Genomic DNA, 24,558 nt, shown 5'->3' with positions numbered 1-24,558 from the left:
AGTGTGGTGGATTGAAAAATGGTTGTTTCGCTTTCGCGCCGCGGCGCGGTCGAACCGTTCCATGCCATGGACATCCTGGCCGAGGCGAATCGGCTGAAGGCCAAGGGCCTGCCGGTCGTTTCCATGGCCGTCGGCCAGCCTTCCGATCCGGCGCCGGCCGGCGTTCGCGAAGCGGCGACGATCGCCTTGAAAGCAGGCCGCATCGGCTATACCGACGCGCTGGGCCTCACCGGCCTCCGCAAGGCGATCGCGGCCCATTATGGCGAGCATTACGGGCTTGACGTTTCGCCCGAGCGGATAGCCGTCACCACCGGATCGTCGGCTGCCTTCAACCTCGCTTTCCTGGCAATGTTCGATCCAGGCGACCGCGTCGCCATCGCGGCGCCCGGCTATCCTGCCTATCGCAACATCATGGCCGCGCTCGGCATCGACATCGCCGAGATCGAGTTGGACGGCGCCGCCTATCTCCATGCCGAGCACCTGCAAGCCGCGCATCGCGAAAAACCGCTGAAGGGCGTGCTGTTCGCCAGCCCGGCCAACCCGACCGGCGCGGTCATTCCCGCCGGCGATCTCGAGGCGCTGGTCAAGACGGCGCAAGAGCTCGGCATCGCCGTCATCTCGGACGAAATCTACCACCGGCTGGCCTATGCGGCGCCCGACACGACCGCGCTTTCTTTCGGCGCGGATGTGACGGTGATCAATTCCTTCTCGAAATATTATTGCATGACCGGCTGGCGCATCGGCTGGATGGTGCTGCCGCAGGAATTGGTGCGGCCGGTCGAGCGCATCGCCCAGAGCCTCTACATCTCGCCGCCCGAGCTGTCCCAGATTGCCGCGATCGAGGCATTCAAGGCGACGCCAGAACTGGAAGCGGTGAAGGCGCGCTATGCCTGGAACCGCGAGATCCTGATGCAACGCCTGCCGGAGCTCGGCTTTGCTTTGGCCGCGCCCATGGACGGCGCCTTCTACGCTTTCTGCGACGTCACCAGGCATACCAATGACAGCATGGCGTTTGCGCGCAGGATGTTGGCCGAGGCGCATGTGGCGGCGACGCCGGGCCGCGATTTCGATCCGCTGCAAGGCCATCGCACGATGCGCTTTTCCTATGCCGGCAGCCACGACGATATGGTCGAGGCGATGGCGCGCATCGAACGCTGGCTGAAGTAGCGGGGGCGACCATGCCGGAGTTTGATCAGGCGCCCCAACTCGAACATGCGTTGCGCGAGGTCGCCGCCGAAATGGCGGAGCGTACCGATCGCGGCGACGTCGCCAGCTATATTCCCCAGCTCGGCAAGATCGACCCGAAAAAATTCGGCATTTCCGCGGTGACCAATGACGGCCGCGTGCTGACCGCGGGCGATGCCGACGAGGCGTTTTCGATCCAGAGTATCTCAAAGGTGTTCACGCTGACGCTGGCGCTTGGCAATGTCGGCGATGCGCTATGGCAGCGGGTTGGGCGCGAGCCGTCGGGCAATCCGTTCAACTCGATCGTCCAGCTCGAGCACGAGAACGGCATTCCGCGCAATCCGTTCATCAATGCCGGCGCCATCGTCGTCTCCGACATCCTGCTCGCCGGCCATCAGCCGCGCGAGGCGATCGGCGAGATCCTGCGCTTCGTCCAGTTCCTGGCCGATGACGACACGATCATCATCGACCGCGAGGTCGCGGCGTCCGAACGCGCCACCGGCTTTCGCAATTTCGCGCTTGCCAATTACATGAAATCGTTCGGCAATCTCCACCATGCGCCGGAACTGGCGCTGGGCGTTTACTTCCACCATTGCGCTATCGCCATGAGCTGCCGGCAACTGGCCCTGGCCGGCCGCTTCCTCGCCAATGGCGGCAACAACCCGGCGACCGGGCATTCCGTCGTCTCGGCCGAGCGCGCCCGCCGCATCGGCGCGATGATGCTGACCTGCGGCCACTATGACGGCTCCGGCGACTTCGCTTTCCGCGTCGGCATTCCCGGCAAGAGCGGCGTTGGCGGCGGCATATTGGGGATCGTGCCGGGCATCGCCTCGCTTGCCGTCTGGTCGCCTGGCCTCAATGCCAACGGCAATTCCAGGCTGGGCTCGATCGCGCTGGAAAAACTGGCGAAGATAATGAACTGGTCGATCTTCGCACCATAGTGTTGTCGCCTGGAATTGGGGCAAAAAAATCCCGCGCAGCCGATCGGCCACGCGGGACTTTTTTAATCAGAAAGTCTGGCTAATGCACGGAAAGGCTTAGAAAAAGCCCTTCCGCTGCCACCAGCCGGCACGCTTCGGCTTGTCCTCGGCCTTTGCTTCCTCGGTCTTTGCCTCGTCGGGGACGATCGAGGAGACGACCGGCACGACCGGAGCATCCACCGGTACGGGCTTGCGCCGCGACGGCCGGACCTTCGGCGTTTCCTCGGCAGCCGCCACTTCGGTCTCCTGCGACACCGGCGCGGGGGTCTCGCCGGAAGCCACGGAGGCGGCCTCGGCAGCCGATGTCTCGGCGCCCGCAATCTCGGCAACTGCTTCCGCCGCAACCTTCTTCGGCTTGGCGGCGCGGCGCGGCTTCTTCGGCTTTTCGGCGCTCGGCATGTCGTCGTTCGCCGGAGCAAGCACCGCAAGCTCTTCGGCCGGCGGCGCACCTTCCGGCTCGCCGGTCACGGGCTCTGCTTCCGACACGGCATCTTCCGTCATGGCGGCTGGCTCGCCGGCGCCGGCTTCGACGCCGTCCTCGCCGTCTTCACGGCGATTGCGTTTGCCGCCGCGCTTGCCGCGCCGGCGCTTCTTGCCGTGACCGTCGTCCGCCGCTTCCGCCGTTTCGGCAACACCGGCCGGCGCTTCACGGTCCGCTTCGGCGGCTTGGTCGCCCGCGGCTACGAAGGCGTCGTCTGCCGGCGCCGAAACGGAAGCACCTTCCACAGCAGCGCCATGCTCGCGGTCCCCATGTTCGCGGTCCCCGTGCTCGCGTTCCCCGTGTTCACGATCCTTGCCGCCGCGCCGTCTGCGGCGCTTGCGGCGCTTGCGATCGCGGCCTTCGCCGTCCTCGCCGGACTTTGGCTGCTGCGGCTGCTGGACAGGACGTGGCTGCTCGGCCTGCACCGGTGCCTCGTCTTCCTGCTCGATGACGATCTCGTCCTCGGGTTCTTCCGGCTCGACATAGGCCGGGAACGTGCGCGCCTCGACAAAGCCTTCAGGCTTTTCGGCCAACGCACCGCGGAAGATGGCATAGTGTTGTGCACCGACCGCGTCATCGGCTTCGATGGTGATGGTCACGCCGAAGCGGTGCTCGAATTCCACCAGCGTGCCGCGCTTGTGATTGAGCACATAGAGCGCGGTCGCTGCCGGCGTCCGCACCGTGATGTGGCTGCGCGAATCCTTGAGCAGGAATTCCTCGATTGCCCGCACCACCATCAGCGCAACCGACGAATCGGAGCGCACATGGCCGGTGCCGCCGCAATGCGGGCAAGGCTTCATCGTCGATTCCAGCACGCTGGCACGGATGCGCTGGCGCGACATCTCCATCAGGCCGAAATGCGAGATGCGGCCGACCTGAATGCGGGCGCGGTCGTTCTTGAGGTGATCCTTCAGCCGCTTCTCGACGGAGCGGTTGTTGCGGTTCTCCTCCATGTCGATGAAGTCGATGACGATGAGGCCGGCGAGATCGCGCAGCCTTAATTGCCGGGCGACTTCCTCGGCGGCTTCCAGATTGGTGTGAAGTGCGGTGTCCTCGATCGAGTGCTCCTTGGTGGAACGGCCCGAATTGACGTCGATGGCGACCAGCGCTTCCGTCTGGTTGATGATGATGTAGCCGCCGCTCTTCAGCGTCACCTGCGGCTGCAGCATGCGGTCGAGCTGCGCTTCGATGCCGTTGCGCACAAAGATCGGCGTCGTGTCGCGGAACGGCTGAACCACCTTGGCGTGGCTCGGCATCAGCATGCGCATGAAGTCCTTGGCCTCGCGGTAGCCTTCTTCGCCGGAAACCAGGATCTCGTCGATATCCTTGTTGTAAAGGTCGCGCACCGAGCGCTTGATCAGGCTGCCTTCCTCGTAAACCAGGGCAGGGGCCGTGGATTGCAGCGTCAGATTGCGGACGTTTTCCCAAAGCCGCATCAAATATTCGTAATCGCGCTTGATCTCTGCCTTGGTGCGGCTTTCGCCGGCCGTACGCAGGATGACACCCATGCCCTGCGGCACTTCGAGATCGGCGACCACTTCCTTCAGCCGCTTGCGGTCCTGCGCATTGGTGATCTTGCGCGAAATACCGCCGCCGCGTGCCGTATTCGGCATCAGCACCGAATAGCGGCCGGCCAGCGACAGATAAGTGGTCAGCGCTGCACCCTTGTTGCCGCGCTCTTCCTTGACGACCTGCACCAGCAGGATCTGCCGGCGCTTGATCACTTCCTGGATCTTGTACTGGCGGCGCACCGGCTTGCGCCGGTTGCGCACTTCTTCCAGCGCGTCTTCGGCGCCGACCGATTCGACCTCGTGATCGTCCGGATGCGAGGATTGCACCTCTTCCAGCATGCCGCGATCATTGTCTTCGGAGGTTGCTTCGCCGCTTGTCTCGGCCCCGCTTGTCTCGGCCCCGCTTGTCTCGACTTGCGGGACGGCTTCCGAGATTACGTCGGCATCGACGCTGGCAGCGATGGAACTGGATCCGCCTTCGGATGGCTCGGTCTCGCCGCGATCGGCGACCTCATCGCTCTGTCCGGCGGCATCCTCGCTCTGTCCGGCAATGTCGGACATGGTGTCGTCGGCAGCGGCATCCAGGTTTTCTGCGACGGCATCTTCGCCGTTCTCGCCATTCTCACCGTCGGCCGCGCCTGCCTCGCGCCTGTGCTCGCCGCGGTCGCGGCTCTTGCCGCCACGCCGGCGTCCGCGCTTGCCACGGTCGCGGCTCTGGCGGTCCTCGCCTTCGGCGGCTTCCTCGTCCTCTTCGTCCTGGGCCTCCTGTGCTTCCGCACGCAGCAGCGCCTGACGGTCGGCGACCGGAATCTGGTAGTAGTCGGGGTGTATTTCACTGAAGGCGAGGAAACCGTGACGGTTGCCGCCATATTCGACGAAGGCTGCCTGAAGGGAAGGTTCGACGCGCGTTACGCGGGCGAGATAGATATTTCCTTTGAGCTGCTTCTTGTCCTGGGATTCAAAGTCGAATTCTTCAATACGGTTACCGCGAACGACGACAACGCGTGTTTCCTCCGGGTGGGAGGCGTCTATCAGCATTTTGTTGGGCATTATTTCGTTTCCTCCCGGCAGCCGTCGGCCGCGGCTTGCGGGGCAATGCCCGCTGCCGTGGACCCGGGACATGGGTGCCGGACAATTGAACGTCCGCCGGCCGCTGCCTGAGCGCCATGGCGGTGCCGCCCGCAGCCGTAGTGGCGCGGTTTGTTGCGGACCTTTCCATGATTGCGCTTGAAGCCATCGTCACCAGCAGAACCTTTTGAACCAAAGCCCGGGAAAAACCGGACCAGCTTGTTTGCTCATACAGAGCCGGCACGGGACAATCCCGGCCGTTTTGCTCACGCAGGCGATTCCCCCGCCACGGGAGCACGCCTGCGAAAATCGTCGCGATCACCGATGCCTTCTTCGCCTGAAGCGAAAGGAGCCGTCTTGCGTCTGACCTGTAGCAGTAAGCTGCGGAGGAGGACGGTTCCAGGATTGCAGTGATCCACCATCGCTTTTATGATTTGGCGGGTTGGAAGGCAACCCCGATTCCCGATGCCGGCAAAAAGCCGTTCCGCAGCGGAAGCACAGGTCCCAAGCCTTCCATGAAGGCTTGGTTAACCTTCTCTGGATACCAATCGTTAATCGAGTTCGCGGCCTGCCAGAACTTTGACAAGCAATAAGGCGCTTCGACAAGCGATCGCATGACGCCAAACGGGAGCGACTGGTAGAAAGATGGGACTGGCAGGCTTCGCAGACAAGGGCCGTCATAATGGAGGCCGGTTCTTCCGCACCGCCTGCCTGCTGCCGCTGATCCTGGCTTGCCTGCTCCTTTCGCCGCTTTCGCGTGCTGCCGACGCACCGCTCGGTGCCACAAGCTACAAGATGGCCGGCGATGCCACCAAGATGCGTATCGTCATCAATTTCGACCGCGAGCCCGACATCAAATGGTTCCTGCTGCGCGGCCCAAATCGTCTGGTCGTCGATCTGCCGGCCACGAGATTCGCCCTCAATGCCAAGGATGTGAAGCCGCGCGGGCTTGTCCGCGCCGTGCGTTACGGTGGACTCGGCGAGGGGAAATCGCGGCTGATTCTCACCGGCAAGGGACCGTTCGCCGTCAACAATCTCGACGTGCTCAAGAACGATGACGGCAACGGCTACCGCATCGCCATCGACATGTCGGCGGCGTCGCAGCGGGAATTCGATGCGGCGCTCGCCAATCAGGCGCTGACCACCGGTTCGACGGTCTCCGCCGACAAGGCCGGCAGGGTCGGTACCGGGCCGGTCTCTAATCCGGGCCATCGATTCACCGTCGTCATCGATCCCGGCCATGGCGGCATCGACGGCGGTGCCGGGGGCCTGAACGGTACGGTCGAAAAGAACGTGACGCTCGCCTTTGCCATGGAACTGCGCGACAAGCTCGCCGCCAGCGGCAAATACGACGTGTTCCTGACGCGTGAGACCGACGTGTTCCTGCGGCTCGACGACCGCGTCCGCATTGCCCGCCAGCATGAGGCCGACCTGCTCATCTCGATCCATGCCGACACGATCAGCCTCAAGGGCATTCGCGGCGCAACCGTCTACACCGTGTCCGACAAGGCTTCCGATCCCGAGGCGCAGGCGCTTGCCGACCGTGAAAATCTTTCCGACCAGTTCGCCGGCATGGAGATCAAGGACGACAGCAAGGAAGTGACCGATATCCTGATCGACCTGATCCGCCGCGAGACGCATAATTTTTCGATGAGCTTTGCCCATACACTCGTCGGCCAGCTTTCCACCAGCGTCGGTCTGATAAACAACCCGCAGCGCTCTGCCGGCTTCAAGGTGCTGAAGGCGCCGGACGTTCCATCCGTGCTGGTCGAACTCGGCTATCTGTCGAACGCCAAGGACGAAGCGCAGTTGCTCAGCGCCGATTGGCGCAACAAGGCGACCCAGAGCATAACCAACGCCGTTGCACTGTTTGCTTCGGCCAAGAGCGGAACGGGGGCCGGAGGCTGAAATGCCCGCCGGCGCCCACAACCTGAAGCAGCGTTGCACGGCGACAACACCCTGTGCTTTTATTTCCGGCATTCGAAACCGAAATTCCACGCTGCCGTATTTTGCCCACATGGTCGCGACATGGGTTTGCGATTACGGTTTGGGATCGTCCCGAAAGCTTGCGTGAAGGGCGGCTTCGTTTAGGAAATTCCCGAACCAAGGACTGGAGCGGGTATGATTCGTCTCATTGGCTATTTCTTCGGCATCGGCACGACGCTGGCCCTTTTGGTCGCGGCGGGCGTGGCGATCTATATCGGCCATTTGTCGAAGGACCTGCCCGATTACGAGGTGCTGGCCAAATATGAGCCGCCGGTGACGACCCGCATCCACGCGTCGGATGGCGCGCTGATGGCCGAATATGCGCGTGAGCGGCGGCTTTATCTGCCGATTCAGGCGATCCCGGATCGTGTCAAGGCGGCCTTCCTGTCGGCCGAGGACAAGAACTTTTACAACCACCCCGGTATCGACGTGACCGGCCTTGGTCGCGCCATTGTCGTCAACCTGCAGAATGTTGGCTCGGGAAAGCGCCAGGTCGGCGCCTCGACGATTACCCAGCAGGTGGCGAAGAACTTCCTGTTGTCTTCAGACCAGACCTACGAGCGCAAGATCAAGGAGATGATCCTCGCCTTCCGCATCGAGCAGGCCTATTCGAAGGATCGCATTCTCGAGCTCTATCTCAACGAGATTTTCTTCGGTTTCGGTGCCTATGGCGTCGCCGGTGCTGCGCTCACCTATTTCGACAAATCGGTGAACGAGCTCACCGTGGCCGAGGCTGCCTATCTTGCCTCTCTGCCGAAGGGGCCGAACAACTATCATCCCTTCAAGCATGCCGATCGCGCCTTGGAGCGCCGCAACTGGGTCATCGACCAGATGGTCGAGAACGCTTACGTCACGCATGAAGAAGGCGAGAAGGCCAAGGCCGAGCCGCTCGGCGTCTCGCCGCGCCGCACCGGCAACTATCTCTTCGCCGGGGAGTATTTCACCGAGGAAGTGCGTCGCCAGATCATCGCGCGCTATGGTGAGAATGCGCTCTACGAGGGCGGCCTTTCCGTCCGCACGACGCTCGATCCGAAGATGCAGCTGATTGCCCGCAAGGCCATGCAGAATGGTCTCATGAAGTTCGACACACTGCGCGGCTATCGCGGGCCGGTCACGAGCATCGACATTTCCGGCGATTGGGGCGTGCCGCTGGGCAACGTCAAGCGGTTGGAAGACGTGCCGGAATGGTCGCTCGCCGTCGTGCTCGACAGCTCGGCCACCGGCCTGTCGATCGGCCTGCAGCCGACGCGCCAGATCTCCGGCGAAATCGTCAAGGACCGTGTCGAAGGCACCGTCAGCCGGGAGGACATGAGCTTCGCCATGCGCCACGTCGTCGACGGTAGAACCGTCAAGGCGAAGTCGCCGGCCGACGTGCTGAAGCCGGGCGACGTGATTTTCGTGCAGAAGAACGACGGCTCGGACAACAGCTACAGCTTGCGCCAGGTTCCCGAAGTGGAGGGCGGCCTGATCGCCATGGACCCGCATACCGGACGCGTCCTGGCCATGGTCGGCGGTTTCTCCTACGCGCAGTCGGAGTTCAACCGGGCGACGCAGGCCATGCGCCAGCCGGGATCGTCGTTCAAGCCGATCGTCTATTCGGCCGCCCTCGACAATGGCTATACGCCCGCCTCCGTGATCATGGACGGGCCGATCACCATCCAGAGCGGCAACACGACCTGGACGCCCAAGAACTACGACGGAACGGTGGCCGGCCCGGCGACGTTGCGCTCCGGCATCGAGAAATCGCGCAACCTGATGACGGTGCGGCTTGCCAACGACATGGGCATGAAGCTGGTCGTGGAATATGCCGAGCGTTTCGGCGTCTACGACCACCTGGCGCCGTATCTGCCGATGGCGCTGGGATCAGGCGAGACGACGGTGATGCGCATGGTGTCGGCCTATTCGATCATGGCCAATGGCGGCAAGTCGATCAAGCCGTCGCTGATCGACCGCATCCAGGACCGCTACGGCAAGACCGTCTTTAGGCAGGACGAACGCGGCTGCTCGAACTGCAACGCCGCAGAATGGCAGAACCAGCCAGAGCCGGAGCTGGTCGACAATTCCGAGCAGGTGCTCGATCCGATGACGGCCTACCAGATCACATCGATGATGGAGGGCGTCGTGCAACGCGGTACCGGCGCCACCATCAACGAACTCGGTCGTCACATCGCCGGCAAGACCGGAACGACCAACGACGAAAAGGATGCCTGGTTCATCGGCTATACGCCGAACCTCGTTGTCGGCCTCTACATGGGCTACGATCAGCCGAAAGGTCTCGGCAAGGGCGCGACCGGCGGCGGCCTTGCCGCGCCGATCTTCAAGGATTTCATGCGCGTGGCGCTGGACGGCACGCCCAATGTCGACTTCAAGGTTCCGGAAGGCATGAAGCTGATTGCGATCAATCGCAAGACCGGCATGCGGGCTAACGCGGGCGACGCCGGAACCATCATCGAAGCCTTCAAGCCGGGTACCGGTCCCGCCGACAGCTATTGGGTGATCGGCATGGGTGCGGACGGCTCGAACGCCACCGGCGGGGCGCTATCGCCGCAGGCCAACCAGGCCATCCAGTCGGGCGGCGGCGGGCTCTACTGACAATCACTACATCGGGTCGGGCCGGCTTGACGATCATGGTCGACCCGGCCCACTCCGCTTTACAGGGGCCGGCGCTTTACAGGAGACCGTGCCGTCCCTATGTACCGCGCCACCAAACCGCCATCCAACAACAGGACAGAACAGCCAGCCATGCGCGCGGAAACGCAAAATATTGTCGACGAGATCAGGCAGGCGATCACCCTGCTGAGGAGGCATCTTTGACTGGGACCAAGCCATAAAGCGGCTTGAGTACCTGAATGTGCGTGCCGAGGATTCAAGCCTCTGGAACGAGCCGTTGGAAGCGCAAAAGCTGATGCGCGAGCGTCAGGGCCTCGAGGAAGGCATTGCCGCGGTCAAAGGCCTCACCCAGGCCCTGGAAGACAATATCGGCCTGATCGAGCTTGGCGAGGAAGAGGGCGACGAGGGCGTCATCGCGGAGGCCGAAGCGGCGATCCGCTCGATGCGCGGCGAGGCCAAGGCGCGCCAGATCGAAACGCTGCTGTCGGGCGAGGCTGACGCCAACGATAGCTATCTGGAAGTCCATGCCGGCGCCGGCGGCACCGAAAGCCAGGACTGGGCCTCGATGCTTCTGCGCATGTATACGCGCTGGGCCGAGCGCCGCCGCTTCAAGGTCGAGGTGCTGGAAGTGCATGACGGCGAAGAAGCCGGCATCAAGTCCGCCACGCTGCTGATCAAGGGCCACAACGCCTATGGCTGGCTGAAGACGGAATCCGGTGTGCATCGTCTCGTGCGGATTTCGCCCTATGACAGCAATGCGCGCCGCCACACCTCCTTCGCCAGCGTCTGGGTCTATCCCGTCATCGACGATACGATCGACATCGACGTTTCCGAATCCGACGTCCGTATCGACACTTACCGTTCTTCGGGATCGGGCGGCCAGCACGTCAACACCACCGATTCGGCGGTGCGCATAACCCATCTCGCCACCGGCATCGCGGTCGCCTGCCAGGCGGAGCGCTCCCAGCACAAGAACAAGGCCAAGGCTTGGGAAATGCTGCGCTCGCGGCTTTACGAGGAAGAGCTGAAGAAGCGCGAAGCGGTGGCGAACGCCACGGAAGCGTCGAAGAGCGATATCGGCTGGGGCCACCAGATACGGTCCTACGTGCTGCAGCCCTATCAGCTGGTGAAAGATCTGCGCACCGGTGTCGAGAGCACCAGCCCGTCGAGCGTGCTCGACGGCGACCTCGACGATTTCATGGAAGCCTCGCTGTCGCAGCGGATCGAGGGTGGCGCCGGTGAAACGGTGGCCGATATCGACTGAGGCTGCCGGGAATGTGAGTTCATCACGCGAGAGTTACGGCCATCGCGCGAGAGTGACGAGCTCTCAATTTGCACTTACCTGTCGTTCTACAACTTTGTTTTTCGTAGAGTTTTTCAAAATCGAATTCCGCTTTTGACGTGGATGCCTCGGGCCTGCCGGTGCCAAGCCTGGAACCAGCGCGAGCCAAATCCCGTTATTGGCGATCCCGCTGCCGGGGTTGACCAAATTTCGTCAATCAGGGCGGCAGGTTGGTTCCGACTGCAGAGGTCGGCGTTCGGTTGCAACAGCAATTCCTTGCGCCAACCAACGAATCAGCTCAGCATTCATGCGCTGGGGAGGAAAAAGCATTTATGGCCGGACGCGGCGTATCTGCGACCTGACGATCCGGCCACTGGGAAGACACGTTCCGGGAACGGGCAAGCGAAATGCTTGACAACCGTTGATAGGAACTGCGCTCATGCCTGCTCTCGCACCCAGACCGGCCCCAATCGCCCGCACGGCGCGCCGACTCCTGAATTCACTTGTCGCGGCAGTGGTTTTGATAGCTGCCGCCATTCCATTCGCGGCGCCTGCTCTGGCGCATGATGCCACGCCGACCGCGGCCATGCCTCAAGGCTGGAGCTACCCGTTCTCCTGCTGCTCGGGCTATGATTGCCGCGAGGTCTCTCAGACGTCGATCAGCGAACGTCCCGAGGGCTATGTCATCAAAGGAACCGGGGAAGTCGTGGCCTATAGCGACAAGCGGATCAAGAATTCGCCCGACGGCGAATATCATTGGTGCTCCGTCGCCGGCGCCAATGACGGAAAGACCATCTGCCTGTTCGTGCCACCTTCGTCCTATTAGTGCATGTCACCCAAAGTTTTGCCCACGGCTTGACCCCAGGGAGTGCAGCGGTTTTGGATTGACGCGCTCCATCGCAGGCCCACAGGTCTGCTGACGGGGAGTTGTCAGGAGCGTTACTTTATGGTGCCTTGCCGTAGGGGCGGCGGGCATTATGAGGGACTGGTTCATGACCATCAAGGCAAGCTGCCACTGCAAGGCGACGACGTTCGAGGTTTCGCAAGCGCCGCAGACAGTGACCCGGTGCACCTGTTCCTTCTGTTCGAAACGCGGGTCGTTGTGGGCCTATTACACCCCATCGCAATTCAGACTCACCAGCCCGCCGGAGAATGTTTCGTTCTACCAGTGGGGATCGAAAACCATAAAACATGGTTTTTGCGCCACCTGCGGCTGCGGCACCTTCACCGAGACGCCGGACTGGTCGACGGGCGAGCCGAATTTCGACAATCCGAAAATCAGCGTGAACTCGCGGCTGTTCGACGATTTCGATCTCGACAAGGTCGAAGTGGTGGTCATCGACGGCAAGAATCTCTGGTAGCCGGGTCGAATTGCGGTGGTCGCGCGAGCCGCTGCAGGCGTGTGGAATTGAGCCGGGGAAAGCCGCGGCAGCGGCTTTTGCTGGTCCGCTTTTCGCCGCATTTCATGTTACAAGTCGCTGGAAGGGCTGATGCGGTGCGCCGTTGCGCGGCCGTGGAATGGAGAGGGACCACCAAATGAAAAAGATTGTGCTCGCCGTCGTGGCGACGGCTGTGCTCGTGAGCGCATGCACCACCGATCCCTACACCGGGGAGCAGAAGGTTTCCAACACCGCTGCCGGCGCCGGTCTCGGTGCTTTGGCGGGTGCCGGGCTCGGTATGCTTGCCGGCGGCAACGACCGCCGCAACGCGCTGATCGGCGCGGGCATCGGTGCGCTTGCCGGTGGTGCCATCGGCGCCACCATGGACCAGAACGAGGCCGAACTGCGCCGGCAGCTTCAGGGCACCGGCGTCAGCGTTACGCGCACCGGCGACCAGATCATCCTCAACATGCCGTCCGACATAACCTTCAACGTCGACCAGGATGCGGTGAAGGCCGGTTTCTATCCGGTGCTGAATTCAGTGGCCCTTGTGCTGAAAAAATTCCGCCAGACCACGGTCGACGTGTTCGGCCACACCGACTCGACCGGCAGCGACGAGCACAATTTCGACCTGTCGCAGCGCCGCGCTTTGGCGGTCGCCAACTACCTGTCCGGACAGGGCGTCGATTCCCGCCGCTTCGCCGTCACCGGCTTCGGCAAGACGCGTCCGATCGTCTCCAATGCGACCGCTGCCGGCCGGGCACAGAACCGCCGCGTCGAGATCCAGCTGTCGCCGCTCACCTGAGGCAAGCGCATGAACCGGGAGCGGCCCCGCAAGGGGCCGCTCTAATGGTTATGCCGGACCGCCGGCCGCCGGCGCCCTTTGTTCGTGATGTCAGGACCGGGCCGGCTGATCGACAATCGCGGCAACGATCCGGCGTACGATCGGAAGCACAATCAGCAGACTGGGAAACGCGACAAGCCATGAAGCACCCCATGCATAGCTCCAGGCCGCAATAAACCCGTTCGTCCAGCCTGCGCCGATTGCCGTCGAAACCGCCGAGACAATCGAGGACATCAGAATCGAAAGAACCAACGGCATCACCACCGCGCCGTAGGAGGGCGGCAGCTTTCTCAACTTGAAGGCTCGGTCCGGTGATGCTTGCATCGAAATCTCCCCATCAGAAAATGTGCGTAAGTATTATTGTGAGGACGATCAGGCGGCATATGCCGCCTGCAGCGCCAATTCCCGAATGAAGCTTCGCAGCGAACGCGGCTCGCGGCCAAGCGCGGCGCGCAACGCCAGGCTGTTCCCGCCGAGGCCGTATTTGGCGTAGTGGCTGTGTACTTTGGCCAGCATCTGCAACTGGCGGTCGGTATAGGGAAGGCGGGCTTTCGCCGCCCAGTCCTGAAATGTCGGCTCGCCCGCCGAAACCGGCCGGCCAAGCGCTTGGCTCATCATGGCAACGACCTCTTCGCGGCTGTGCATACCGTCGGCGCACAGTTCGAGGGTCGCATAGGACAAACGCGCTTCGGTCAGTGCGATCGCCGCCACTTCAGCCACATCGCGGTAGTCGACGCGGGCAAGCTTCGCCGTCTTTGGAAACGGCTCCGAGAAAACGCCATGCTCGACGACGGACGGCCAGGCGGCCGCGATATTTTGCATGAAATTGGCCGGGTGCAGAATGGTGTATTCCATGTTCGTCGAATAGAGGGCAGCTTCGACGGGTATCTTGCTTGCATGGTTTTCCAGCCTCGTATTTGTGGGCTGGATCACCGACGAAAAGACGAATTTCCGAACGCCCGCTCGCGCCGCCGCCTCAACCATGGCAACCCCCATGGCGGCTTCATCGGGAGCAAAGGCCGGTCCGATGTGAAAGACACCGTCGACACCTTTCACGGCCTGCTCAAGGCTCTGATGGTTGCGCAGATCTCCGATCGCGATCTCTGATGCGCCGGCTTTCCGGGCTTTTTCGGCACTCGCGGCGTCACGAACAAGCGCCCGAACCCTGGCGTTGCGGCGGACGAGTTCAGGCACCACCAAACCGGCAACGCGGCCTGCGGCGCCTACGACCAGGACGGTTGGACTGGGTGTTCGCATGACGATCTCCTTCCCTCGAGTCTGCCTTTCGGCCTGTGCAGGGAAGATAAAATCTAGCGAACTGCGTTACAATTCACCGATTTTGCGATAGTTTCTCCCGGTTTTCGGGAGAAATAGGCAATGAGCCGGATAGAGGATTTCGAAGCCTTCATTGCCATTGTCGAGCATGGCAGCCTGACGGCTGCCGCACGCCGGCTGAACCGCTCGCTGCAGTCGGTCAGTCGGTCTCTGGCGACATTGGAGGAATCAATCGGGGTCGAGCTTCTGCACAGGACGACGCGCCGCTCGACGCCGAGCGAAGCCGGAGCGGCCTTTTTCCAGCGCATCAAACCCGCCGTCGAGGAAATTAACGAAGCCAGGCTTCAAGCGGCCAATCGACGATCCGAGCCGTCCGGCATCCTGCGCATGAGTGCCCCGGTTCTGTTCGGCCCGGACTTCCTCGTGCCGGTTATCGCCGACTATATGCGGACATATCCCCGGGTCGGGGTTGACCTCCAGCTTTCCGATGAATTTGTCGATCTTGATGCCGAGGGTCTCGATCTGGCGGTAAGGATCGGCAATTTGCCGGATTCCAATTTACGTGCGAAGCGCCTGGGGGCGCTGCGGCGCGTGGTGTTCGGCGCACCTGCCTACTTCCAGCAACACGGCCGACCGGCCCATCCGCTTGAATTGCGTGAGCATGAATGCATCGTACGAACTGTCGACGGCCGCCCAGGGGAATGGATGTTTCAGATTGAAGGCAAGCCCCGGCCGGTGAAGGTCGCGGGCACCTTCCGGTCGAATTTGATGATATCGATCTATGCAGCCGCGGTTCACGGATTGGGTCTGGGCTACTCGCCGCTTTGGCAGGTAAGGCACTTGGTGGACGATGGCCGTTTGGAACTGGTTCTGACCGAATTCGAGCCAGTGCCGGTGCCGATACACGCCGTGTGGCCGGAAGGCAGATCATCCTCGGCCAAAGTCCGCGCTTTTCTGGACCTGCTGGCATCCCGCCTGGAGCTCAAGAACCTTTAGGGCCCAGACCAAACTGAACGCCGATCTTACCTCATCGACATCAAGTTCGTGATCAGAACAGCTGTGACGGCGTCGAGTGCGGGCTGATGGACCTCCGAATGACCGATGTCCTTCAGCTGATCGGTCGTCAAATCTGCCAGTGCCCTGCGTCTTGCGACGGTCCGCCGCCAACCGCTGAAGGCAGCGATCATCATTGCTGCGTCTTTAAGGCTAGACCCAAGCAAGCGTTTGGCCATGCTGCGGGCGGCGCGAGGTTCCGTGTGAGCCATTGTTTTGGTCTCCCATTTCGAGTTTGCGGATGGGAGCGTGCCACGCAGGCGTTTTCGGGCTGTTCGGCTGGGCGTGAACAACTGGGAGAAGTCCGGCGATCGGCCGTTAAATCGGTGTTAAATCGATCCACCGAGATGCTATTCTGTCGCTGCGGTCGAAGTCTGGAGAGGATTTGTGCGCATCCGGTTGCTTGGTGGCCTGGAGGTTACTTCCCCGGAGCACCGGCCTGTCCGGTTCGCCACACGCAAGACTTCGCTTCTTTTTGCTGCTCTGGTTCTCGCAGGCCGCCGCGGCCATCGTCGCGAGCAGCTTTCCGAAACTTTTTGGCCGGGGCGAAGCAACGGGCAGGCCCGCAATAGTCTGCGGCAAGCGCTGGTCGACATCAGGCGCACGTTCCCCGCCAGCTCGGATGCAACCGTCTATATCGATGGTGATCAGGAAACCGTCGCGCTTTTTGCCGGTCCGGATGAGGCGGACATCTCGATCTTCGACCGGAAATTAGAGCAGGGCCGAACCGCCGATCTCGCCGTCGCCGCCGATCTCTACCGCGGTGAGCTGCTTGCCGGGCAAGCCATTCCTGACGAACTGGACGAGTGGTTTGGACCTTATCAGAGCCAGTATCAACGGAAGGCACAGCAGCTGGTGGAGCGGCTGAGCCTCGCTCTCTCCGAGCCCGGCTCCGCAGAAGAATCGGCCTGCGAAGGGCTCGCGGAGAGGCTGCTCGCTTCGGATCCGACCGTGGAGGCGGCCCATCGGGCGTTGATGCGGATCCATACCCTCACGGGCCACGAAAACGCGGCTTTGCGACAGTTCGAGTCCTGTCGGGCTCTCTTGAAGAAGCATCTGGGCGCGGAACCTGAGGCACAGACGGTCTCCTTGGCGGCTTCGCTGCAATCACGGAAGGGAGCCGAATATCAGCGGACCGCACCTAGATCTGATGTGGTACCGCAGCCGCAAGTCTTGCCGGTCCCGACGAAACATCACGATCGACCGTCGGTAGCGGTGTTGCCATTTCAGAATTTAAGCGGCGATGCGGAGCAGGAGTATTTTGCCGACGGCATAGTCGAGGACATCATCATAGCCTTAACTCACTTCCGCCACCTGTACGCCATCGCCCGGAATTCGAGCTTCACCTACAAGGGCCAGGCCGTAGACTTAAAGCAGGTCGGGCGCGAGTTGGACGTGCGCTATGTGGTTGAGGGAAGTGTACGCCGGACGGGTGATCGCCTGCGCATCGCCGGGCAACTCATCGACACCTCGACAGGGGCCCATCTCTGGGCCGACCGTTTTGACGGAACGCTCGCCGAAGTCTTCGATCTGCAGGATCAGGTCGCCTCAAGCATAGTGGGCGCAATAACGCCGAAAGTGGAGGAGGCCGAGATCGAGCGTGCCAAGAGCAAGCCGACGGAGAGCCTCGACGCTTACGACTACTATCTCCGCGGGGTGGCGGCCTTTGACCGGACGATCACTAGCAGATCGGCCATTGACGATGCCTTGCGCCTCTTCATGAAGGCGATCGACCGTGACCCGGAGTTCGCGATAGCCCATGCGCGGGCGGCGCGGTGCTACGCCACCCGAAAAAGCAACGGCTGGATGGTCGACCGCGCGAAAGAGAATGCCGAGGCTACTCGACTGGCCAGGAGAGCGGTCGAACTCGGAAGGGACGATGCGATTGCGCTTACCTTCGGTGGATACGTCCTCGGCTACGTAGGTGGCGACCTTGATGACAGTGCGGCTTGCATCGATCGCGCGCTCGCGCTCAACCCGAACTTGGCCGCTGCTTTGGGCGTCAGCAGCTGGGTGAGGGCTTGCTTGGGCGAGCCAGGCAAGGCCGTCGAGCACGCCGCGCTTGCCATGCGCCTAAGCCCATTGGATCCACGCCTGTTCGCTTGGCAATTCAACACCGGACTCGCTCATTTTTGTGCCGGCCGCTACGATGACGCCGTCGCTTGGGCGGGAAAGTCGCTGCGGTACCAACCGAACTATGTGAGCGCGATGCGTGTAGTGGCGGCGAGTCATGCCCTTGCGGGGCGCCTGTCGGAAGCGCAGCAAATGATGGCCCGGGTCTGCGAGTTCGATCCTTCGCTGCGGCTTTCGAATCTCGCCGAGGTGCTGCCGCCGTTTTATCGACCGGACGATCGCAGCAGATACATCGAAGGCCTTCGGAAGGCGGGCCTGCCGGACTGACTCGCGGCAATGCTTCGCGCGTCGGTGTACGCGCGAGCGCCGTATCAGACCTTGGCGACGATCCGCATAAAGGCCGGCATGTCGTCGCCGAAACCGACGGTCGCGTCATTGTCTTCCTGGCGCTGGCGGGCAGGGCGCTCGCGCTGCGGCCTGGTGTCGCCGCGTTCGGGCGCGCGCCGTTCGTTGCGATCGGGCGAAGCTTTGCGTTCGGTATTTTCGGAGCGGATCGCGTCTTTGCGGGTACGCCGCTCGCCTATGTCGGCGACGGTGGCTTCGGCCACGACCGGCTGTTCCTCGCTAACTGCTTCCGGCGCTGCTTCTTCGCTGCGCTTGGCGTGGCGTTCACGCGGTTTGCGCTCGCCCCTGTCCTTGGCGTCGTCCTTGCGGCCGGCGCGGCGTGGTGCACCGCGGCCACGGCGCGGCGCCTCATCCTCGCCGCCCTCGCTGGCGACGACCGTCGATAGGTCGCCGTCGTGCCATTCGATCTTAGTGCCGATCAGCCGTTCGATCGCGTCGATGTATTTGGTATCCGACTTGGTCGCGATGGTGAAGGATTTGCCGGAGCGTCCGGCGCGGCCGGTACGGCCGATGCGGTGGACGTAATCCTCGGCGTGGATCGGCACGTCGTAATTGAAAACATGGCTGACATCGGGAATGTCGAGGCCGCGCGCCGCGACGTCCGAAGCAACGAGGTAGCGCAGCTTGCCGTCACGGAAATTCGCCAGCATCTGCATGCGCGCGCGCTGGTCCATGTCGCCATGCAGGGCGCCGGCGTCGAAATCATATTTCAGCAGCGAGCGGAACAGCTCCGACACCTCGACCTTGCGGTTGCAGAAGATAATGGCGTTCTTCAGCTCGGCATCCTCGGCCTTCATCAGATTGCGCAGCGTCTCGCGCTTGTCCCAGGGCTTTGGCCCGGATTTCACAAGCCGCTGGATGATGTTGGTGGCGGCGGACGCAGCCTTCGACACTTCGACGCGCACCGGCGCGTGCAGGAACTTCTCGGTGAGCTTGGTGATCTCCGGCGGCATCGTCGCAGAGAAGAACAGCGTCTGCCTGGTGAACGGGATCATCTCGCAGATACGCTCGATGTCGGGGATGAAGCCCATGTCGAGCATGCGGTCGGCCTCGTCGATGACGAGGATCTCGACGCCATTGAGCAGGAGCTTGCCGCGCTCGCGATGGTCGAGCAGGCGGCCGGGGGTCGCGATCAGCACGTCGGCGCCGCGCTCGAGCTTCTTGTCCTGCTCGTCGAAGGACACGCCGCCGATCAGCAGCGCGATGTTGAGCTTGTGGTTCTTGCCGTATTTGACGAAGTTTTCCTCGACCTGCGCGGCGAGCTCGCGCGTCGGCTCGAGGATCAGCGTGCGCGGCATGCGGGCGCGGGCGCGGCCCTTTTCCAGCCGGGTGAGCATCGGCAGGACGAAGGACGCCGTCTTGCCGGTGCCGGTCTGGGCAATGCCCAGCACGTCCTTGCCGAGCAAGGCGTGAGGGATGGCGCCAGCCTGGATCGGCGTCGGCTCGGTGTAGCCGGCATCGGTAACTGCGGAAAGGACCTTCGGCGACAGGCCGAGGTCTGCGAAGGTCAACGCTTCTTGAGCGATCTGGGTGTCTGAGGACAAGTTTGGCTGTCTTTGGCTGGTTCGGGGGCGCAACATAAGCAGTCGCGGCAAGCGCCGCGCGCCTGCAAGATTGGTATTGCAGGTAGGCGCAAGCCCACGATTTGTCAACACAAACGGGTGGCATTGGCGCGATTGTGAAGTCGTAACCTTAATCGCGATGCTTAATTTGCGCAGTGGCTGCTGCGCCGGCTCAATACCTGAACTGTTCGGCGAGAATGCGCTCGTTCCACGAATGGTTGGGATCGAACAGCAGCGTCGCCGTTGCCGTCGGCGATTCCCTCACCGTGACCGTCGTCACCGCCTTGACCTCGGTGTGGTCAGCGGCGGCATTCACCGGCCGCTTTTCCGGCTCCAGAATGTCGAAACGCACGATCGCCTTGTTGGAGAGCAGCGCGCCGCGCCCGCGGCGCGGACGAAACGGGCTGACTGGGGTCAGCGCCAGCAGCGGAGCGTCGAGCGGCAGGATCGGCCCGTGCGCCGACAGATTATACGCGGTCGAGCCGGCCGGCGTCGCAATCATCACGCCGTCGCAGTGCAGTTCCTCCAGCCGCTCTTGCCCATCCACGGTGATGCGGATCTTGGCGGTCTGGTAGGACTGGCGCCAAAGCGCGACCTCGTTGATCGCGAGCGCCGAAATCGTCTCGCCCTCCGCCGTCACCGCCTGCATCTCCAGCGGACGGATCGTTTCGGCAACGGCCGCCGCGATGCGCCCCGTCAAGCCGCTGGCGCGGTATTCGTTCATCAGGAAACCGATGGTGCCACGGTTCATGCCGTAGACCTTCTTTCCCGTGCTCATCGTCTCACGCAGGGTCTGCAGCAGAAAGCCGTCGCCGCCGAGCGCCACGACGATCCCGGCTTCTTCGACGGATGCCTGGCCGTAACGTGCAGAAAGGCTTTCCAGCGCCGCATTGGCGTCGGCTGTACCGGATGAGACGAAGGCGAAACGGCTGGCGGTTTTGCTCATGGCTCTCAACGACAACCGATTGGCGACGACCGTTTGGCGACCGATTGGCGGCGACCGGTTGCTGGGCCGCGCCAGCGCCGGGTTAGCATGGGTGGGCATTTCTGCAAAGGGAGGGAGGTGCCTTGAGTTGGCGGCCAAACAAGCCGCACTCGCGCATCATGTCGCGGGACAAAATGATGTGATGGTTAAGACTCGCCTTAAACTCTCGTAAAGCCGGATCGATCATGTTAGCCGGCAGCGGACGGGCGGCGTGGGGCTAACCAGTCGAGGCCGATCTATTGCCGCTGGCACGCTTGATTATTGTCTTCCTGATGCTGGCAAGTTTTGCCCTGGCTTTCGCGGAACTGGTGCGCCAGTCGGAGGAAAAGAGTTTTAGACCCGAGCCTACGGCGTCACGCTGCGGCGACGCGGTGGGGACACCCTGTCCGCAAAGGGCGCTTTGACGCCACTGCGCCAGTGCTTATCGGGCGAGCAGGTGGCAGCCGGCCTTGCGCTTTTGCGCGAGATACTCGTCGACAAGCTGGCGATAGCGGACTTTGCCGAAGCTCGGGAAATGGCCGCCATGCACGACCGAGACATCGAGATCGCGCATGCGCAGCAGCGTTTCGACATAGTCGTCGATATCGGAGTGATAGACATCGTCGATCAGCGGTCCGTCATAGACGATGTCGCCGGAAAACAGGATGCCCGTCCTGTTTTCGTAGAGCGCAATGCCGCCGGGTGAATGACCGGGCGTGTGGATCACCTCGAAGGCGCGGTCGCCGAGATCGACGACATCGCCTTGTTCGAGCAACCGGCCGGCTGGTGCGGGCAGGATCCGGTAGCGTTTCGTGTCCCAGCCTTGCGGCATGCCGTCGAACATCTCGTCGGTGGCATAGCGGTCGGCAACCGTCCATTCGTTGCGCGGGTCGGCGAGGATCTCGGCCTCGGCCGGGTGCACGCAGCGGTCGGGAAATTCGTGATGGCAGCCGATATGGTCGAAATGCGTATGGCTGGCCACGCAAACGAGCTTGCGTTCCGTCACCAGCGGCACGTGGCACCGCAAGCTGAAATGGCCGAGGCCGGTGTCGAACAGCAGATCGCGGTCGCGGCCGCGCACATGCCAGATGTTGCAGCGGAAGAACGGCTTGATCCACGGCTCGTGGATCAGCGTCACGCCATCGCCCATGCGGATGGTTTCGTACCAGTGGCCGGCGTCGATGGTTGGAAGCGTGCTCATGTTCAGTCCGCAAGCAGGATGATGTCGCCAGCATCGCACGATACCGCGACCACGTCGCCCGGCTGGACGGCCGATGCCGAGGGAACCTTGGCGATGAAGTGCAGCGCCGGGTCGGTCGTGGAGGTCCCCAGCACACGCTTGAAGCTGCCCTGGAAGACAACGTCGCTCACTTTGACCATGCCAAGCGGCACAGCGCCGCCGGCCGCGCCGAGGACAAGATGCTCAGGCCGAATGGCCAGCACAACGGTCGAGCCGGTCGGCAATGTGCCGGGCAGCGAGAGCGACCCAAGCTTCGTGGTGACGGTGATTTTGCCGCTCTTCGCCTCCGTCACCGTTCCCGATATCAGCGTGCTTTCGCCCATGAAAGTCGCGGAAAAGCGCGTCGCCGGCCGTGCATAGACGCGCTCGGGCGGTCCTTCGTCCTCGATGCGCCCGTCATTCATCACCACGCAATGATCGGCCAGCGCCATCGCCTCTTCCTGGTCGTGGGTGACGTGGATGAAGGCGGTGCCGACGCGTTTCTGGATCGCCTTCAACTCGTCCTGCATCTGCCGGCGCAATTTCAGGTCGAGCGCGCCGAGCGGCTCGTCGAGCAACAGCACCGCCGGCTCGACCACCAGGGCGCGCGCCAGCGCCACGCGCTGCCGCTGACCGCCTGAAAGCTGGTGAGGCTTCTTGTCGAAGGCGGTGGCCAGCCCAACCAGCGCCAGCGCCTCGCGCGCTCTCGCTGCTCGGGTTGCGCCATCGACGCCCTGCATGCGCAGGCCGAAACCGACATTGCTGCCGACGCTCATATGCGGAAACAGCGCATAGTCCTGGAACACGGTCGTCGTCGGCCGCTTCGCCGGTGGCACGGCGGTGCAGTCCTCGCCGCGGATCAGCACCTTGCCTTCGCTCGGCGTGACGAAGCCGCCGAGGATGGACAGAAGCGTCGTCTTGCCGGAGCCGGACGGCCCGAGCAGGATCGTGTAGCTGCCCGGCTCGATCGTCAGCGAGACGTTCTTCAGCACCGTGTGCTGGCCGAAGCGATGCGAGACAGAGCTTATATCGACCAGTGGCGCACTCATGCCGGCTTCCTCCGCAACAGCATCAGCTCGAACAATACCACCAGTACGATGGATACGGCGAAGACCAGCGAGCCGACGGCGTTGGTCTTGGGATTGAGGCCGGAGCGCAGCAGGTTCCAGATCTCGACCGGCAGCGTCGTGTCGAAGCGCGTCAACAGGAACGAGATGACGAATTCGTCCCAGGAGAAGGTCATCGACAGGAAGTAGCCGGCGAAGATGGCCGGCGCCATGACAGGCACCGTGATCAGCAGCAGCACCTTCCATTCCGGCGCGCCGAGGTCGCGCGCAGCGCGCTCGATATTGATCTGGTGGTCGCCCATCTGGCTGTAGACGATGGCAAAGCAGAGCGGCAGGTTGATCACCACATGGCCGATGCCGGCGGCAGTGAGCGACTTCGGCACGCCGGCCCAATTGAACAGCACCAGCAGCCCCATGCCGATGATCAGATAGCTGACGGTCAAGGGCAAGGTGATCAGCCCGCGCATCAGGCCTGAGCCCGGCAAGACGAAGCGCGCAAAACCCCAGGCGGAGAGGAAGCCGAGCGTGATGGCGAGAGCCGAGGAGACGATTGCCACCAGCAGCGAATTGACTAGCGCCGAAGTCAGCCGCGTGTCGGCGAGCACGGCCTCGTACCAGCGCAGCGAAGGCCCGGTGAAGGGCGGGATCGGAAACGACGTCGCTTGCAGCGAAAACAGCACCAGCACCACCACCGGCAGGAAGATGAAGCCATAGATGGCGAGGGCATAAAGGCCGGAGACGAGGCGGATGAAAGCGCGCATGGTCAGGCCCGCTCGATCTTCAGCCAGCGGGCGCAGGCGAGATAGGCGATGGTGACCACCGCCATCAGAATGATCGACAGCGCAGAGGCGAGCGGAAAGTCGCCGCGCCGGCCGATCTGCATCATGACGAGCTGCGGCATCAACAGCTCGTTGTTGCCGCCGAGGATCTGCGGCGTGATGTAGTCGCCGATGCACAGCACAAAGGTGAGAAAGGCGCCGACCATGATGCCCGGCAGCGTCAGCGGCAAAACGACGTGCAGGAATGTGCGCACCGGCCCGGCGCCGAGGTCGGCGGCGGCCTTGCGGTAGCTTGGGCTGAGCTGCTTCAGATTGGCAAAGATCGTCAGCGTCAGCAGCATGACGAAGAAATGCACGAAGCCGGTGACGGTCGCTAGCCGCGTATTGGCGAGTTGCAGCGGTTCGCCGAGCAGGCCGGAGCCGGTCAGCGCCCGGTTGACGACGCCGTTCTGCGCCAGCACCAGCAGCCACGAATAGGAGCGCACGACATAGGAGGTCCAGAACGGCAGCACCGCCAGCATCAGCGCCAGCCGCTGCCAGCGCTCCGGCACCTGCTCGGCCAGGATCCACGCAAAGGGATAGGCAAGCAGCACGGAGATCACGGTAACGATAGCGGTGACCTGCAGCGAGTTCACCATCGCCTGCCAGTAAGATGGATTGGCAAAGAACTGGCTGTAGTTGGACAGCGTGAAGCCGCCGCCTTCATGCGCGGTCAGGCTGGATACCGCCATGGCGACGAAGGGCAGCACGAAGAACAGCAGCGTCCAGCCGAGCGCCGGCGTGACCAGCGCCCAGGGCAGGGCACGCTCACTCTTCGTGGCAGCGCTCACGACCG

Annotated in this window: 20 protein-coding genes; 10 read left to right on the top strand and 10 right to left on the bottom strand. The window is 62.8% G+C overall.

The genetic code is table 11. The features are described 5' to 3' along the window. The first annotated feature begins 18 nt into the window (after window positions 1–18). The gene (locus NKH13_RS28350; RefSeq protein ID WP_352720766.1) at window positions 19–1,167 is read left to right on the top strand and encodes a pyridoxal phosphate-dependent aminotransferase; all 1,149 of its coding nucleotides are present in this window, start codon (window positions 19–21) and stop codon (window positions 1,165–1,167) included. Window positions 1,168–1,178: 11 nt separating this feature from the next. After that, entirely contained in the window at window positions 1,179–2,126 is a 948-nt protein-coding gene (locus tag NKH13_RS28345) for a glutaminase (protein WP_352720767.1), read from the top strand. Window positions 2,127–2,222: 96 nt separating this feature from the next. On the opposite strand, the gene NKH13_RS28340 is transcribed toward NKH13_RS28345, so the two are convergent. Next, window positions 2,223–5,207, bottom strand: a complete 2,985-nt coding sequence (locus NKH13_RS28340; protein WP_352720769.1) for an Rne/Rng family ribonuclease — start codon at window positions 5,205–5,207, stop codon at window positions 2,223–2,225. A 663-nt stretch (window positions 5,208–5,870) separates the two neighbouring features. Here NKH13_RS28340 and NKH13_RS28335 point away from each other — a divergent pair. The 6 genes from NKH13_RS28335 to NKH13_RS28310 all read left to right on the top strand — a co-directional run bounded on the left by NKH13_RS28335 (window position 5,871) and on the right by NKH13_RS28310 (window position 13,287). Further along, window positions 5,871–7,133, top strand: a complete 1,263-nt coding sequence (locus NKH13_RS28335) for an N-acetylmuramoyl-L-alanine amidase (RefSeq protein ID WP_352720770.1) — start codon at window positions 5,871–5,873, stop codon at window positions 7,131–7,133. Between the two features lie 213 nt (window positions 7,134–7,346). Next, window positions 7,347–9,803: a penicillin-binding protein 1A gene (locus tag NKH13_RS28330; protein WP_352720772.1), complete on the top strand. Its 2,457-nt coding sequence runs from the start codon at window positions 7,347–7,349 to the stop codon at window positions 9,801–9,803. Window positions 9,804–9,953: 150 nt separating this feature from the next. Next, window positions 9,954–11,085 (top strand): peptide chain release factor 2 gene (gene prfB / locus NKH13_RS28325; protein WP_352451084.1). Its coding sequence is split into 2 segments (ribosomal slippage): window positions 9,954–10,019 and window positions 10,021–11,085, totalling 1,131 coding nucleotides; the frame shifts between segments, so codons are not numbered across the junction. Between the two features lie 457 nt (window positions 11,086–11,542). After that, on the top strand, window positions 11,543–11,929 hold the full coding sequence (locus NKH13_RS28320; RefSeq protein WP_352468780.1) for a hypothetical protein: 387 nt from the start codon (window positions 11,543–11,545) through the stop codon (window positions 11,927–11,929). 166 nt (window positions 11,930–12,095) lie between these two features. After that, window positions 12,096–12,464: a GFA family protein gene (locus NKH13_RS28315; protein ID WP_023679923.1), complete on the top strand. Its 369-nt coding sequence runs from the start codon at window positions 12,096–12,098 to the stop codon at window positions 12,462–12,464. Window positions 12,465–12,639: 175 nt separating this feature from the next. Then, a complete protein-coding gene (locus NKH13_RS28310) occupies window positions 12,640–13,287 on the top strand; it encodes a YiaD family glycine zipper/OmpA-like lipoprotein (protein ID WP_352720774.1) in 648 nt (215 codons plus the stop codon). Window positions 13,288–13,377: 90 nt separating this feature from the next. Here the strand turns inward: NKH13_RS28310 and NKH13_RS28305 are convergent, their stop codons facing one another. Further along, window positions 13,378–13,650, bottom strand: a complete 273-nt coding sequence (locus tag NKH13_RS28305; protein ID WP_023679921.1) for a DUF2798 domain-containing protein — start codon at window positions 13,648–13,650, stop codon at window positions 13,378–13,380. A gap of 48 nt (window positions 13,651–13,698) precedes the next feature. Beyond that, on the bottom strand, window positions 13,699–14,583 hold the full coding sequence (locus NKH13_RS28300; RefSeq protein ID WP_352720775.1) for an NmrA/HSCARG family protein: 885 nt from the start codon (window positions 14,581–14,583) through the stop codon (window positions 13,699–13,701). 120 nt (window positions 14,584–14,703) lie between these two features. On the opposite strand from NKH13_RS28300, the gene NKH13_RS28295 reads away from it, so the two are divergent. Continuing rightward, window positions 14,704–15,597, top strand: coding sequence for a LysR family transcriptional regulator (locus tag NKH13_RS28295; RefSeq protein WP_352915891.1), 894 nt, complete (start codon window positions 14,704–14,706; stop codon window positions 15,595–15,597). A 26-nt stretch (window positions 15,598–15,623) separates the two neighbouring features. On the opposite strand, the gene NKH13_RS28290 is transcribed toward NKH13_RS28295, so the two are convergent. Further along, window positions 15,624–15,788 carry a YjiS-like domain-containing protein gene (locus NKH13_RS28290; RefSeq protein WP_352915918.1) on the bottom strand — a complete coding sequence of 55 codons (165 nt, stop codon included), beginning with the start codon at window positions 15,786–15,788 and terminating at the stop codon, window positions 15,624–15,626. Window positions 15,789–16,041: 253 nt separating this feature from the next. Between NKH13_RS28290 and NKH13_RS28285 the strand changes: the two genes are divergently transcribed. After that, window positions 16,042–18,054, top strand: a complete 2,013-nt coding sequence (locus NKH13_RS28285) for a BTAD domain-containing putative transcriptional regulator (protein ID WP_352915888.1) — start codon at window positions 16,042–16,044, stop codon at window positions 18,052–18,054. Window positions 18,055–18,098: 44 nt separating this feature from the next. Here NKH13_RS28285 and NKH13_RS28280 read toward each other — a convergent pair whose 3' ends face one another. From NKH13_RS28280 to NKH13_RS28255, 6 genes are all read right to left on the bottom strand, one after another. Further along, a complete protein-coding gene (locus tag NKH13_RS28280) occupies window positions 18,099–19,676 on the bottom strand; it encodes a DEAD/DEAH box helicase (RefSeq protein ID WP_352720782.1) in 1,578 nt (525 codons plus the stop codon). 190 nt (window positions 19,677–19,866) lie between these two features. Beyond that, window positions 19,867–20,640 (bottom strand): NAD kinase, encoded by a 774-nt coding sequence (locus tag NKH13_RS28275; protein ID WP_352705043.1) that lies wholly within the window; start codon window positions 20,638–20,640, stop codon window positions 19,867–19,869. A 460-nt stretch (window positions 20,641–21,100) separates the two neighbouring features. Further along, window positions 21,101–21,859, bottom strand: a complete 759-nt coding sequence (locus NKH13_RS28270) for an MBL fold metallo-hydrolase (RefSeq protein ID WP_352720784.1) — start codon at window positions 21,857–21,859, stop codon at window positions 21,101–21,103. A gap of 2 nt (window positions 21,860–21,861) precedes the next feature. After that, the gene (locus NKH13_RS28265; RefSeq protein WP_352720786.1) at window positions 21,862–22,926 is read right to left on the bottom strand and encodes an ABC transporter ATP-binding protein; all 1,065 of its coding nucleotides are present in this window, start codon (window positions 22,924–22,926) and stop codon (window positions 21,862–21,864) included. Continuing rightward, entirely contained in the window at window positions 22,923–23,705 is a 783-nt protein-coding gene (locus tag NKH13_RS28260) for an ABC transporter permease (RefSeq protein WP_352720788.1), read from the bottom strand. Before NKH13_RS28260 ends, NKH13_RS28265 begins: the two co-directional genes overlap by 4 nt. A gap of 2 nt (window positions 23,706–23,707) precedes the next feature. Continuing rightward, a complete protein-coding gene (locus tag NKH13_RS28255) occupies window positions 23,708–24,553 on the bottom strand; it encodes an ABC transporter permease (RefSeq protein ID WP_352720790.1) in 846 nt (281 codons plus the stop codon). Between the last annotated feature and the right edge of the window lie 5 nt (window positions 24,554–24,558).

The sequence above is a fragment of the Mesorhizobium sp. M1348 genome, assembly GCF_040317925.1.
In the GTDB taxonomy this organism is placed as follows: Bacteria; Pseudomonadota; Alphaproteobacteria; order Rhizobiales; family Rhizobiaceae; genus Mesorhizobium.
The sequence above is the reverse complement of the archived record's forward strand: the minus strand, read 5'-3'. Positions and strand labels throughout refer to the sequence as shown.